At 66.3% G+C, this 13,065-nt stretch carries 12 protein-coding genes and 1 pseudogene; 6 read left to right on the forward strand and 7 right to left on the reverse strand.

Features of this window, described 5'->3' with window-relative positions:
• Positions 1–139 precede the first annotated feature (139 nt).
• The 5 genes and pseudogenes from K9U37_RS01175 to K9U37_RS01190 all read left to right on the forward strand — a co-directional run bounded on the left by K9U37_RS01175 (position 140) and on the right by K9U37_RS01190 (position 4,379).
• Complete coding sequence (locus K9U37_RS01175) at positions 140–2,176, forward strand: prolyl oligopeptidase family serine peptidase (protein ID WP_243070162.1); 2,037 nt, start codon at positions 140–142, stop codon at positions 2,174–2,176.
• Positions 2,177–2,235: 59 nt separating this feature from the next.
• Positions 2,236–2,514, forward strand: a complete 279-nt coding sequence (locus tag K9U37_RS01180; protein ID WP_243070163.1) for a DUF2563 family protein — start codon at positions 2,236–2,238, stop codon at positions 2,512–2,514.
• Positions 2,511–2,774: pseudogene (locus tag K9U37_RS20290) on the forward strand (putative alpha/beta hydrolase); the annotation flags it as partial. The gene K9U37_RS01180 and the pseudogene K9U37_RS20290, both read left to right, overlap by 4 nt.
• A 140-nt stretch (positions 2,775–2,914) precedes the next feature.
• Positions 2,915–3,628, forward strand: a complete 714-nt coding sequence (locus tag K9U37_RS01185; RefSeq protein WP_243070164.1) for a hypothetical protein — start codon at positions 2,915–2,917, stop codon at positions 3,626–3,628.
• 16 nt (positions 3,629–3,644) lie between these two features.
• Positions 3,645–4,379: a hypothetical protein gene (locus K9U37_RS01190; RefSeq protein ID WP_243070165.1), complete on the forward strand. Its 735-nt coding sequence runs from the start codon at positions 3,645–3,647 to the stop codon at positions 4,377–4,379.
• A 31-nt stretch (positions 4,380–4,410) separates the two neighbouring features.
• Here the strand turns inward: K9U37_RS01190 and K9U37_RS01195 are convergent, their stop codons facing one another.
• From K9U37_RS01195 to groL, 6 genes are all read right to left on the reverse strand, one after another.
• Complete coding sequence (locus tag K9U37_RS01195) at positions 4,411–5,250, reverse strand: hypothetical protein (RefSeq protein WP_243070166.1); 840 nt, start codon at positions 5,248–5,250, stop codon at positions 4,411–4,413.
• Positions 5,251–5,278: 28 nt separating this feature from the next.
• Positions 5,279–6,139 (reverse strand): polyphosphate kinase 2, encoded by an 861-nt coding sequence (gene ppk2 / locus K9U37_RS01200; RefSeq protein ID WP_243070167.1) that lies wholly within the window; start codon positions 6,137–6,139, stop codon positions 5,279–5,281.
• A 163-nt stretch (positions 6,140–6,302) separates the two neighbouring features.
• Positions 6,303–6,827 carry a mycothiol transferase gene (locus K9U37_RS01205; RefSeq protein WP_243070168.1) on the reverse strand — a complete coding sequence of 175 codons (525 nt, stop codon included), beginning with the start codon at positions 6,825–6,827 and terminating at the stop codon, positions 6,303–6,305.
• Complete coding sequence (locus tag K9U37_RS01210) at positions 6,812–7,240, reverse strand: VOC family protein (RefSeq protein WP_243070169.1); 429 nt, start codon at positions 7,238–7,240, stop codon at positions 6,812–6,814. Before K9U37_RS01210 ends, K9U37_RS01205 begins: the two co-directional genes overlap by 16 nt.
• 143 nt (positions 7,241–7,383) lie before the next feature.
• Positions 7,384–8,217 (reverse strand): endonuclease domain-containing protein, encoded by an 834-nt coding sequence (locus K9U37_RS01215; RefSeq protein ID WP_243070170.1) that lies wholly within the window; start codon positions 8,215–8,217, stop codon positions 7,384–7,386.
• A 141-nt stretch (positions 8,218–8,358) separates the two neighbouring features.
• On the reverse strand, positions 8,359–9,990 hold the full coding sequence (gene groL, locus K9U37_RS01220) for a chaperonin GroEL (RefSeq protein WP_243070171.1): 1,632 nt from the start codon (positions 9,988–9,990) through the stop codon (positions 8,359–8,361).
• Between the two features lie 371 nt (positions 9,991–10,361).
• Between groL and K9U37_RS01225 the strand changes: the two genes are divergently transcribed.
• Positions 10,362–12,056 carry a DEAD/DEAH box helicase gene (locus tag K9U37_RS01225; RefSeq protein ID WP_243073169.1) on the forward strand — a complete coding sequence of 565 codons (1,695 nt, stop codon included), beginning with the start codon at positions 10,362–10,364 and terminating at the stop codon, positions 12,054–12,056.
• A gap of 177 nt (positions 12,057–12,233) precedes the next feature.
• Here K9U37_RS01225 and K9U37_RS01230 read toward each other — a convergent pair whose 3' ends face one another.
• Positions 12,234–13,049, reverse strand: coding sequence for an HAD-IIA family hydrolase (locus K9U37_RS01230; RefSeq protein ID WP_243070172.1), 816 nt, complete (start codon positions 13,047–13,049; stop codon positions 12,234–12,236).
• Positions 13,050–13,065 lie beyond the last annotated feature (16 nt).

Here is a 13,065-nt window from a genome sequence, read left to right on the forward strand (position 1 = left end):
GCGGCCCGATCTCCCGCTCGGACGCCTTATGTCCAGGAGTCTGTGGCCGAGCTCGGCGCCGGGGCGGGCGCAGACAGTCACCTGTGACTCCTGGTGGTTCCCGCGGTGTAACACAGCTCACACTACCGCTCGGGTCACAATGGCAGCCATGGCAGACGACCCGCACCTGTGGCTCGAGGAGATCGCCGGCGAGGACCAGCTCGAGTGGGTACGCGGGCACAACGAGCCGACGATCGCCGAGTTCGGCGACGAGCGGTTCGAGCAGATGCGGGTCGAAGCGTTGGAGGTGCTCGACACCGACGCGCGGATTCCCTACGTCCGCCGCCGCGGCGAGTACCTCTACAACTTCTGGCGGGACGCGACCAGCCCTCGCGGGCTGTGGCGGCGCACCACGCTGGACAGCTATCGAGGCGAGACACCGGACTGGGACGTCATCGTCGACGTCGACGAGCTGGCGCGCGCCGACGGGGAGAACTGGGTGTGGGCCGGTGCCCAGGTCATCGATCCCGACTACAGCCTGGCATTGATCAGTCTGTCCCGCGGCGGGTCCGACGCGGCCGTGGTGCGCGAATTCGACATGACGACACGGCAATTCGTACCGGACGGTTTCGAGCTTGCGGAGGCGAAGTCGAACGTGACGTGGGAGGACCACGACACCGTGCTGGTGGGCACCGACTTCGGCCCTGGGTCGATGACGGAGTCCGGCTATCCTCGGGTGGTCAAGCGCTGGCGGCGAGGCGAACCGCTGAGCGAGGCGACGACGGTGTTCACCGGGCCGCCGACCGACGTGATCGTGTCAGCCTCGGTGGATCGCACACCGGGCTACGAACGAACGCTGCTGCACCGCGCCATCGATTTCTTCAACGAGCAGGTGTACCAACTGCGTTCGGGCGAACTGGTACGCATCGACGCACCTACCGACGCGTCATTGTCGGTGCACCGCGACTGGCTGCTGATCGAGTTGCGCACCGACTGGTTGACGGGTAAGGAGTCATACCGTGCCGGTTCACTGTTGGCCGCCGACTACGAGCAATTCCTAGACGGCGCTGCAGATTTGGCTGTGATTTTCGAGCCCGATGAGCATAGGTGCCTGCACCAGTACGCCTGGACGCGGGACCGGTTGGTGATCGTCACGCTGGCCGATGTCGCCAGCCGCGTGGAAATCGTCACGCCCGGGACGTGGAAGCGTGAGCCGGTGGCGGGGATTGCATCGAGTACCAACACCGTGATCACGGACTGCGACAATACCGGTGATGAAATCTTCTTGGATTCAAGCGATTTCCTCACTCCGTCTCGTCTGCTACACGGGACGGCGGGGGGCGAGCTCACCGAGATCAAACGGGCGCCGTCGTTCTTCGACGCTACGGATCTCGAGGTGTCACAGCACTTCGCGACCTCCGATGACGGCACGGCGATCCCGTACTTCGTCGTCGGACACAAGCACGACACGGCGCCGGGTCCGACGCTATTGGGCGGCTATGGCGGGTTCGAGGTGTCGCGCACACCGGGCTACGACGGTGTGCTAGGGCGGCTGTGGCTCTCCCGCGGCGGGACCTACGTGTTGGCCAACATCCGTGGCGGTGGCGAGTACGGGCCGACGTGGCACACCCAGGCCATGCGGGAGGGACGGCACAAGGTGGCCGAGGACTTTGCGGCGGTGGCGCGCGACCTCGTCGAGCGTGGGATCACCACCGTCGCGCAACTCGGCGCACAAGGCGGCAGCAACGGCGGATTGCTGATGGGCATCATGCTGACGAGGTACCCCGAGTGTTTCGGGGCGCTGGTCTGCCAGGTGCCACTGCTGGACATGAAGCGATTCCACCTGCTGCTGGCTGGCGCATCGTGGGTGGCCGAGTACGGCGACCCTGACGATCTCGAGGACTGGAAGTTCATCTCCGAGTACTCGCCGTACCAGAACATCAGCGCCGACAAGCGTTATCCCCCAGTGCTGATCACCACCTCCACCCGCGATGACCGGGTGCACCCCGGACATGCCCGCAAGATGACGGCAGCATTGGAGGAGGCCGGGCACGACGTCTGGTACTACGAGAACATCGAAGGCGGCCACGCCGGTGCGGCCGACAACGCCCAGACCGCGTTCAAGTCGGCGTTGAGCTACTCGTTCCTGCGCCGGATGCCCGGTGATCGACTGAATTGGCCAGCAAATGACGCATAGTACCCTCTAGCTCACAGCTAACTGCGAAGGGGCGCTGCGGTGCACGTCGACGTCGTGAGATGAGATCGGGTGCGAACCGGTCGTATCAGGCGGCCTGGCTGGCCATGGAAGGCGCTGACCAGTTGTCTCGCGCGGTGGTTCCGACGGGCATCTTCGGTGACTTCGCGGCCGCCGAGTCGTATAGCGCCGCGGTGGGTGAGGCGCACAGCAATCACATCCAACGGCTTCGCGATCACGAGACCCGGCTGGGGGTTCTCGGCGCCAAGGCCCACAAAACAGCCTCGGTGTTCGTCGACATGGAGGAACGCAACGCCGAGGCCTTGCGTTCGGTGCTGTGACGGGATATCCGAGCTTGACGCATATCAGCGTCGGCGCACTCATCGGCGAGGCCGGCGGTGACCCGTGGGCGGTCGACGAGACTGTGCAGAGCGGCGATCCCGGCGCGATCTCCGATCTGGGGCGAGCCTTCTTCAGCGCGGGTGCCTGCACCGCGGAGACCTACAAGGAATTCGAGGAAGCGCAGGCTCGGTTCCGGACGTCGTGGAACCGGGAGAACGGCGAGCATCCGATCACTGACAGCGTCGAGGTCCAGCGGGCGACGACGCGAATCGACGGGCTGCAGACGAGGCACTGGCGAACGAGAGTGGACCGACGACAGTGGAAAAGTCCGCTGCCGCAGCACGTTTACGGGACTTCGCGGCGGCGACCGACCCCACGTCCGATGCGAACGCACGCAGGTTGGCCGGTGAACGGCTCGACGACTTCCGGATGGCCAACTTCATCGGTCCGCTGCCGACGGATCCGATACTGGGTGGAGACGCCCGTACGCGCGCACGATCCCGGCTCGACCTACAGCAGCGGCTCGAGCAGGGGGCGTACGGCCTGCTGCCGATGACTGCCGACCAGGCCACCCAACAGCTTGACGAGGGTGAACAATTCAGCCGTTCCCTGACGGTCAGGCAGGCTGTCGACGCCCTCATGGGACAAGGCATGACAGCAGAGGGTGCAGCCGCGACGGTCAGCGGCCTCTCGGACGGGACCACACTCGCCGACTTGGCCAAGGGATTAACCACATACGGCGGCCCAGTGTCCTCGGCGATCGAGGTCTACGGCGAGACGGTGAGCACCGGTCGCCATGCGATCGGCGGACTCTCGCCCGCGGATGCCGAGGCACTGTCGACGATCGGCAAGCGGATGGGCGCCGCCGGGACAGCGCTCGACGTCGTCATGTGCGGTAAGGCACTTGAAGACGGCGCTCCTGTGGGAAGGACCATCGGCGAGACGGCCGGATCGATCGGCGGCGGCTCCTTGGCGACCCTGGGCGCGTGGGCGCTCGTCGGATCGCCTTTCGGCCCGGAAGGAGCGGCGGCGACTGCGCTCGTCGGCGCAGTCGTTCTCAGCTTTGGTGGTCAGAAACTCGGTGGATGGGTGGGTGCGCGACTTGACAATTGACACGCTCAATAACGCCATGACCGCGGTCCCGTGGTTGGCGGCGCCACGATCCCGCATCGGTAGTCACGCCGTCCTGCCCTTGGCGACCGTCGCGGGAGCCGTCTTCGTTCTGATGTCTCAGATGCTCGGCACGTCTCGCCGCACTGCGCGCCTGTGCTACTGGACGGGCTCCGCAGTGACCACCGCACTCCTGGTATCCGCGATGGCCGTTTCCGGCCGGCCGGTAGGACAACTGGTGCTGGCCGCAGTGCTGTGCGTGGTTCTGGCGGTCGGTCTCGCCTACTTTGTCGGCTGGCAGTTGAAGATTGGCGGCCGCACCCGCTCCGTTTTCGTCAGCCATACCCGTCCCGACCCGCCCGAGGACGGATCAGAGCCACCGCCGCCCCCGCCTCTGCCGGCCAACAGCTACAACGGGGTCCTCACAGCAGAGGGGATCTGGTGGATCGCGGTCATCCTCATCGCCATGATCGCCGCCGACGTCTACCTCTTCGGTTGGATCTGGCAAGCCGTGCTCGGGACGGCCGCGTTGACAGTCATGGGATTCAGCGCAGGGGTCGACGATGCCACTCGTCAGCTTCCCGTCGTTCGCGGCCAGAAGATGCAGGGGGTCATCGCAGCGGTCGCGTCGGCGCTCTTGTTCTTCCTGCCCGCGGTCGCTTACGTCATCGGCTACCTCGTCGGCAAGAGGCACCCAATGGGATACGGCTTACGTGATCCCCTCGCACAGCACAACGCCGAAGACGACGCGTAGGCGACAGTGACTGCGCCCGAGACGGTCGCGTCTAACTCGACTTCGCCAAACCCACCAGCAGTGTCACGATCACCCCGATTACCACCAGCCCCCCGCCGACGATCAGCGAGATGTTCAGCCACTGGTGCAGGCTAGCCTCCGCGGTGTCCACCATGACCTCGGCGATCCGGCGGATGTTGCCCGACATGTTGTCCAGCACCCGGTCCAGACGGCGGCGACCGAATTCGATTGCGGCCCAACCGCCCCCGCCCACGAGCAACCCCGACACCCCCAGCGCCACCAGCATCTTGCCGCGGCTGCGCGCAATGAACAGCGTCAGCAACGCCGCCAGCCCGGTCAGCACCGCCAAACCGACACTGGCCCACGGCCCGTAAGTGGCGGCCCACCGCAACGCACCCGGCCGCAACATCGAAGGGGCGCTGTCGGTCAAAGGAATTGGCACCGACGTCGGCACTGTGATGTTGTAGTCACTCAGCGTCTCCTTGAACGAGGCGTCGGACAGCATGGGTGCGAAGTCGATCACCCAGCGGCCCTGCGGGTCCACGCTGGAGCGCACCGAGTCAGTGAACAACCACCGGTGGGCAAACCTATTCGCCTGCGCGAACTGCTCCGGGAACGTCGAGCCGCCGGTGTAGGTGGCGGCCACCAGGCTCACCGTCTCGGTGTTGACCCCCGTACCCAGCCGGGCCACCTGCGTCGTCAACTCCGAGGCCGTCGCCGCCTGTAACCCGGGATCAGCGGCGGCCTTATGCGCCAATGCCGCATACCCGTCGCCGTCGACCAGGTGCTGCTGGACCCACACCGCCGGGACGGCGAGCGCCAACAGCACCGTCGTGACAAGCCACATCAGCAGCGTGGCCATGAACCGCACGCGTCCCCACTTTCCGGACGCGCCCGGCTCAGTCGGAGTGAGACGTGGCGCGGCCCACGATCAGCGGATCAGGATTGCCGACCACCTCATGATCCTTGTTCTCGTAGTTGAACTTGCTCAGGACATGCCGCATGGCGTTGATTCGGGCACGCTTCTTGTCGTTGCTCTTGATGACGGTCCACGGCGCGACCTCGGTATCCGTCCAGGCGAACATGTCCTCCTTGGCGGCGGTGTAGTCGTGCCACTTGTCCAGCGACGCGAGGTCGGTCGGCGAGAGCTTCCACTGCCGCACCGGGTCGACCTGCCGAATCGTGAACCGGGTGCGCTGCTCGGACGCCGACACCGAAAACCACAGCTTGGTCAAGCTGATGCCGTCGTTGACCAGCATCTGTTCGAACAGCGGCGCCTGCCGGACGAACTCGGCGTGCTGCTTGGGAGTGCAGAAGCCCATCACCCGCTCTACCCCGGCGCGGTTGTACCAAGACCGGTCGAACAGCACGATCTCACCGGCCGCGGGCAAGTGGTTGACGTAGCGCTGGAAGTACCACTGGGTGCGTTCCTTCTCGGTCGGCTTCTCCAGCGCCACCACCCGCGCACCCCGCGGGTTGAGGTGCTCCATGAACCGCTTGATCGTGCCGCCCTTGCCTGCGGCATCGCGGCCCTCAAAGACGATGACGTGCCGGTGGCCGTGCGCCTGGCTCCACTTCTGCAGCTTCAGCAGCTCGATCTGCAACAGCCGCTTCTGCTCCTCGTACTCGGCCCGGGACATCCGGTGCTCGTAGGGGTAGTTCTCCCGCCACGTGTCGACCGCCAAGCCCGTGGCGTCCAGCAGGACCGGGTCGTCATCGTCGTCGTCAAAGATTGTGTAGCCATTGAGGTCCACCGACACGCGCGCAAAATATCGCCCGCTGTCGACGTCACGGTGACGCGTCGGTGAACGATCGATGCCGCGCTCTGGACACGACCGACGTGGAACCGTCGCCCACACCCCAACCACGCAACACCATCAGCGGGCAGGCCGATCACCGGCCACCACAGCGCGGCCCGACCGTTCAGCGCGAGATCCCCCGGACGTAGGCGGCCTGGCCCAGGTGCTGCATGCAGTCGTCGAAGATGCTGACCAGCCGGACGCTCGCCGTGACCGGCGGGTCCCAGTTCTCGTCGACTACCCGGGCGAGTTCCTCGGGGGTGACGCTGGCGATGTACTCCAACGTCATCTTGTGCACCGCGTGGTAGTAACCGGCCAGCAGATCGGCGGGGGCACGCACCTTGCCGACCTCCTCGGGAGTGTGACCGTAGCCGTGCGCGTCGCGGGGCAGGTCCAGGTCGAAGCGGCCTACCCAGTCCTGGCTGAACCACACCTGCTCGATTCCGGCGATGGCGGCCAGTTGCGCGTCCTGGATGCGCGCGCTGTGCCAGATCAGCCACGCGATGCTGTTGGCCGTCGAGGTGGGACGGAAGAACGACACCTCGTCGGTCAAGTCGTCAGTGAGGTCCTGGACGTGCTCGATGATGCGGGTGAACGAGTCGCGCAGCAGTTCGCGGGCGGCGTCGGCATCGGTCAGTGAGTCGGCCATGTACCCGACGCTACGCGGAGCTGGTCGGCGGCTGAGCCCCGGGGCTGGGCTCCGTGGAACACCGCCTCGACGTTGTTGCCGTCCGGGTCGCGAACGAATGCGCCGTAGTAACCGGGGTGATACTCGGGCCACAGCCGAGGTGCATGCAGGGATTCGGCACCGAGGCTCACTGCTGCGGCATAGAACGCCTCGACGGCGTCTTCGTCGGCGGCCGCGAAGGCGACGTGGATCTCGCGGTTGGGTCCCATCCCGGCGCCGTCGGCGATCCAGAACGCGGGATGCCCGTCGCGGCCGTATCCGATCGCCGGGCCCATGTCCAGCACCCGCAGATAGCCCAGGACATGGAGCACCCTGTCGTAGAACTCCTGCGATTTCGCGTAGTCGGCACAGTTGATCCCAAAGTGATCGATCACAGCTCCATCGTGGCAGGTGCCCGACGGAATCTCGATGCTGCACCGGCTGCGCCGACGACTGCCTCCCTCTGCAATCCCCCGCCGAGCGTGGGCCTTATGCAGGCGAATTGGCGAATTTTGCTGCATAACACCCACACTCGACGCTAGACCGGACAGCCTGCCCCTCGTAGCTTGGCTCGTACGCGTTCAACGATGAGGTGCGGCCGCGACATCATCTCCGCGCTCACTCGGACAACGACCCACCCGGCTGCTTCGAGCAGTGCGATTCGCTCGATATCCCACGACCGCTGGCGGCGATCAGTCCAGTGCTGCACCCCGTCGTACTCCACTGCGACTTTCCACTCGCGCCAGCCCATGTCGACGCGAATACGCAGTTCGCGAAACTCGATCTGAGTTTCTGGCGCAGGCAGTCCACCACCGACGAGGATCAGGCGCAGCTTGCTCTCCTGCGGCGACTCGGCACCGCCGTCGACCAGTTCGAGGGTCCGACGCAGTTTCGCTACGCCGCGCGCTCCTGGGTGTCGATCCGTTAACGCACTCACATCGCACGGCTTGAGGCCAGTCGCATTCGACAACGCATCCAAGATGGGAATCGCCGTAACCTGCGGGAGGAGCCGACCGATATCGAACGCAGTGCGAGCAGACGTCGTAACGGTCATGCTGGCGGCGAGGCTGACTTCGTCAGCCGCGAGGTCCCACGAATGAGCGACGATGCCCGCAGGCGCATGCCGATCGGCGCGACTGATCTCGGCCGGCGCGGACGCGTCGAGCCACTTGGTGCCGAATGCCGCTGCAGCAGAGAGACCGCACAATGTCGAGCCGGTCGACAGCCAAGCCGCCCGAGCCCGCAGTTGCGCGGTCAGCTCCACGTCACGGCGCAGGTACACGTCGCGGTAGACGGGTCTGTAGTCACGGGCAAGCAGATGCCGAGTGAGATCGCCGCGTCGGACCGCAGCACTGCCGATGATGAGTTCCATGCCGGGCATGCTCGATGACCGTGTCGACGAACGTGGGCCTCGTGCAGCCAAATTGGCGAGAATCTGTGCATAAGGCCCACGCTGGGGACAACGGAAAAGCCCGGCCCCCAGAGGGGAACCGGGCTTTTTCGTTGGACAGACTTAGAAGTCCATGCCGCCCATGCCGCCCATGCCACCGGCGTCGGCCGCGGGAGCGACGGCCTTCTCCGGCTTGTCGGCGACGACAGCCTCAGTGGTGAGGAACAGCGCCGCGATGGACGCCGCGTTCTGCAGCGCCGAGCGGGTGACCTTCACCGGGTCGGCAATGCCGGCCTTGAGCAGGTCCTCGTACACGCCGCTGGCCGCGTTGAGACCGGTGCCGGCCGCAGAGTTGCGAACCTTCTCGGCGACAACGCCCGGCTCCAGGCCGGCGTTGAAGGCGATCTGCTTCAGCGGGGCCTCGAGCGCCACGCGCACGATGTTGGCGCCAGTGGCCTCGTCACCCACGAGCTTGAGCTCGTCGAGCGCCGGAGCCGCCTGCAGCAGAGCCACGCCACCACCGGCGACGATGCCCTCCTCGACCGCAGCCTTGGCGTTGCGCACCGCGTCCTCGATGCGGTGCTTGCGCTCCTTGAGCTCCACCTCGGTGGCAGCTCCGGCCTTGATCACCGCAACACCGCCGGCCAGCTTGGCCAGGCGCTCCTGCAGCTTCTCGCGGTCGTAGTCGGAGTCGCTGTTCTCGATCTCCTGGCGGATCTGCGCCACGCGGCCGGCGATGGCCTCGGAGTCACCAGCGCCCTCGACGATGGTGGTCTCGTCCTTGGTGACGACGATCTTGCGGGCCTGGCCCAGCAGGGAGACGTCGGCGGTCTCAAGCGAGAGGCCGACCTCCTCGCTGATGACCTGACCACCGGTGAGGATCGCCATGTCCTGCAGCATCGCCTTGCGGCGGTCACCGAAGCCCGGAGCCTTGACGGCGACGGACTTGAAGGTGCCCCGGATCTTGTTGACGACCAGGGTGGACAGCGCCTCGCCCTCGACGTCCTCGGCGATGATCAGCAGCGGCTTGCCGGACTGGATGACCTTCTCCAGCAGCGGCAGCAGGTCCTTGACGGTCGAGATCTTGGAGCTGATCAGCAGGATGTAGGGATCCTCCAGGACGGCTTCCTGACGGTCGGCGTCGGTCACGAAGTAACCCGAAATGTAGCCCTTGTCGAAGCGCATACCCTCGGTGAGTTCGAGCTGCAAGCCGAAGGTGTTGGACTCCTCGACGGTGATGACACCCTCGTTGCCGACCTTGTCCATGGCCTCGGCGATCAGGTCGCCGATGGTCTGGTCACCGGCGGAGATTCCGGCGGTGGCGGCGATCTGCTCCTTGGTCTCGACCTCCTTGGCGCTCTTGAGGAGCGTCTCGGTGATCTTGTCGACGGCCTTCTCGATGCCGCGCTTCAGACCGAGCGGGTTGGCGCCGGCCGCGACGTTGCGCAGACCTTCGCGAACCAGTGCCTGGGCCAGAACGGTGGCGGTGGTGGTGCCGTCGCCTGCGACGTCGTCGGTCTTCTTGGCGACTTCCTTGACCAGCTCAGCGCCGATCTTCTCGTAGGGGTCCTCCAGCTCGATCTCCTTGGCGATGGACACACCATCGTTGGTGATCGTGGGGGCGCCCCACTTCTTCTCGAGGACGACGTTGCGGCCCCTGGGGCCCAGCGTCACCCTCACCGCGTCGGCGAGGGCATTCAGACCCCGCTCGAGGCCGCGGCGGGCCTCTTCGTCGTAAGCAATGATCTTGGACATTGCGAAGTGAATCCTCCGGTTGGGGGTTTACACGCTCTTGGCCGGACGCAGTGCCCGCGACGGACGACCGCTGCTGTGTAGGCTTCGGTCTCACCGTCCCGACCTAGCACTCACCGGTCGGGAGTGCCAATGTCATTCTTAGCACTCGGGCATGGCGAGTGCAAGAAGAATCGACCCCTGTTCACCGGGCGCGCACGCCGTCGATGACGACGTCGGTAATCCGTCTGGCCAAGCTCGGCGAACTCTCCGACCACGAGCGTCGCGAGTTCTTCATCCGCAACGACTTCTTCGTCTGGCGACACGCCGGATCGAAATGCGTTGGCGGATCCGCTGGCGCTAGAGTCCATCTCGGTCAGGAAGGAGTCCCACGGGTGCGGGCAGTGGATGCGCCCAGCACCCAGGCATTGCGGGGCTGGCAGCGACGGGCGTTGGTGAAATACCTGACCGCCAAGCCGCGCGACTTCCTGGCCGTCGCCACACCGGGCGCCGGAAAGACGACCTTCGCCCTGCGAATCGTCGCCGAGCTGCTCGCCGAGGGCACCGTCGAGACCGTCACCGTGGTCGTCCCCACCGAACACCTCAAGATCCAGTGGGCCCAAGCCGCGGCTCGGCTCGGAATCGCGCTGGACCCCAAGTTCTCCAACTCCAACTCGCAGACCTCCAGTGAATACCACGGCGTCGTGGTCACCTACGCCCAGGTGGCCAGCCACCCCACCCGGCACCGGGTGCGCACCGAGAACCGCAAGACCTTCGTCGTCTTCGACGAGATCCACCACGGCGGTGACGCCAAGAGTTGGGGTGACGCCATCCGAGAGGCGTTCGACGACGCCACCCGGCGGCTGGCGCTGACCGGGACCCCGTTCCGCAGCGACGACAGCCCGATCCCGTTCGTCACCTACGAAACCGGGCCGGACGGGTTCGCTCGCTCGCAGGCCGACCACGCCTACGGCTACGCCGACGCGCTGGCCGACGGCGTGGTGCGACCGGTGATGTTCATGGCCTACTCCGGGGAAGCCCGCTGGCGCGACAGCGCGGGCGAGGAGCACGCGGCACGCCTGGGCGAGCCGCTGACCGCCGAGCAGACCGCGCGGGCGTGGAAGACGGCGCTGAACCCGGCCGGCGAGTGGATGCCCGCGGTGATCGCCGCGGCCGACACCCGACTGCGCGGTCTTCGCGGGCACGTGCCCGACGCCGGCGGCATGATCATCGCCTCCGATCAGACCGCCGCCCGCGCCTACGCCGATCTGCTGCTGAAGATCACCGGTGAAGCGCCCACGGTGGTGCTCTCCGATGACCCCGGCTCCTCGGAGCGCATCTCGAAGTTCTCCGAAGGCACCTCGCGCTGGCTGGTGGCGGTGCGCATGGTGTCCGAGGGCGTCGACGTGCCGCGACTGGCCGTCGGTGTCTACGCCACCAGCGCGTCGACGCCGTTGTTCTTCGCCCAGGCGATCGGCCGGTTCGTGCGCTCGCGGCGGCCCGGCGAGACGGCCTGCATCTTCCTGCCCTCGGTGCCCAACCTGCTGCTGTTGGCCAGCGAGATGGAGGCCCAGCGCAACCACGTGCTGGGCAAGCCGCACCGCGAGACGCTGGACGATCCGCTGGAGGCGGAGTTGGCCGCGCAGAAGCGCGACGAGCCCGACGACCAGGAGAACAAGATCGAGTACCTGGGCGCCGACGCCGAGTTCGATCAGGTGATCTTCGACGGCTCGTCGTTCGGGACGGCGACCCCGGCCGGCAGCGACGAGGAGGCCGACTATCTCGGCATCCCGGGCCTCCTGGACGCCGCCTCGATGCGAGATCTGTTGCGGCGCAGGCAAGAAGATCAGCTGACCAAGCGGACCGCCAGCGGTGAGGTACCGCGACTGTCGACCCATGGGCAGCTGCGCGATCTGCGTCGTGAGCTCAATACCCTTGTCTCACTGGCCCATCACCGCACCGGCAAGACGCACGGGCAGCTCCACAACGAGCTGCGCCGGGTCTGCGGTGGCCCACCGGTGGCGGCGGCCACCAGCGATCAGCTCAAGGCCCGCATCGAAGCGGTCCGCCGGCTTATGTCGTCGACTTGACGGCGGCCAACCGCCCGAGGTTGGCCAGCGAGTTGTCCAGGTGTTCCGGCGGGAACGGCGGGAACGGCGGGAATGTGATGTTGTCCCGGACCGCCGCCGGCACCTTCGACCAGTCGTAGTGACAATCAGTTTTTCGCCCAGGAAAGTGCAGACCGGCACGAGCGCCGGAATTCATCGCTAGAGGCCGAGCAGTCCCGGCAAATCGGCGACGGTGTCGAGCACATGATTGGGCTGCATCGCGAATTCGTCTGCGGCCCAACGGTCCAGGGTGTCCTGGCGGAACTTTCCGGTGCGCACAAGGACGCCGGTCATGCCGACCACCTGGGCGGCCAGCACGTCGTTGTTGAGGTCGTCGCCGACCATGTACATCTCTTCAGGGTCGACACCGAGACGCGCCGCCGACGCCAGGAACCCGGCCGGCGCGGGCTTGCCCACCGCGGTGGCCTTGCGGCCGGAGGTCTGCTCCATCCCGATCAGGTACATCCCGGTGTCGATGCGCAGGCCATCGGTGGTGGTCCATGCGGTGCTGCGGTGCATGGCCACCACCGGAACACCCTGCGTCATCCATTCGTAGACCCGGCTCAGCGTCAGGTGGCTGTATTCCGGTCCGGCCCCGCCGAGCAGAATCACATCCGGGGTTTCCGGGACGACGCCGTCGTTGTAGATCACCGAGTCGACGATGTCGATGCCCGGCATGTCTTCGGTGATCTGGCCGTTGTTGACCAGAAAACATCGGGCATCGGGGTAGGTCGCCCGCACGTAGTCGGCGGTCAGCGCCGCCGCGGTGATCACCTCGTCGGGTCTTACTGCCATGCCGGCCGCGCACAGCGCCGAGGCGATCTGCTGGCGGGTCCGGGTGGTGGTGTTGGTCAGATACGACCGCGCGACCTGGTGGTCGGCCAGTGCCCGCAGTGCCTCGGCGGCGCCGGGGATCGGCTTCCAGGAGGTCACCAGAACGCCATCGATGTCGAACAACACCCCACCGATGGCCATACCGCGACAGTAAACG

The sequence above is a fragment of the Candidatus Mycolicibacterium alkanivorans genome, from assembly GCF_022760805.1.
Taxonomy (GTDB): domain Bacteria; phylum Actinomycetota; class Actinomycetes; order Mycobacteriales; family Mycobacteriaceae; genus Mycobacterium; species Mycobacterium alkanivorans.

Excerpts from the sequence above, each read along its gene's own strand:
- K9U37_RS01175 (WP_243070162.1), top strand. The coding sequence starts at position 140 with ATGGCAGCCATGGCAGACGACCCGCACCTGTGGCTCGAGGAGATCGCC.
- K9U37_RS01180 (WP_243070163.1), top strand. The coding sequence starts at position 2,236 with ATGAGATCGGGTGCGAACCGGTCGTATCAGGCGGCCTGGCTGGCCATG.
- K9U37_RS01190 (WP_243070165.1), top strand. The coding sequence starts at position 3,645 with ATGACCGCGGTCCCGTGGTTGGCGGCGCCACGATCCCGCATCGGTAGT.
- K9U37_RS01205 (WP_243070168.1), bottom strand. The coding sequence starts at position 6,827 with ATGGCCGACTCACTGACCGATGCCGACGCCGCCCGCGAACTGCTGCGC.
- K9U37_RS01215 (WP_243070170.1), bottom strand. The coding sequence starts at position 8,217 with ATGGAACTCATCATCGGCAGTGCTGCGGTCCGACGCGGCGATCTCACT.
- groL (WP_243070171.1), bottom strand. The coding sequence starts at position 9,990 with ATGTCCAAGATCATTGCTTACGACGAAGAGGCCCGCCGCGGCCTCGAG.
- K9U37_RS01230 (WP_243070172.1), bottom strand. The coding sequence starts at position 13,049 with ATGGCCATCGGTGGGGTGTTGTTCGACATCGATGGCGTTCTGGTGACC.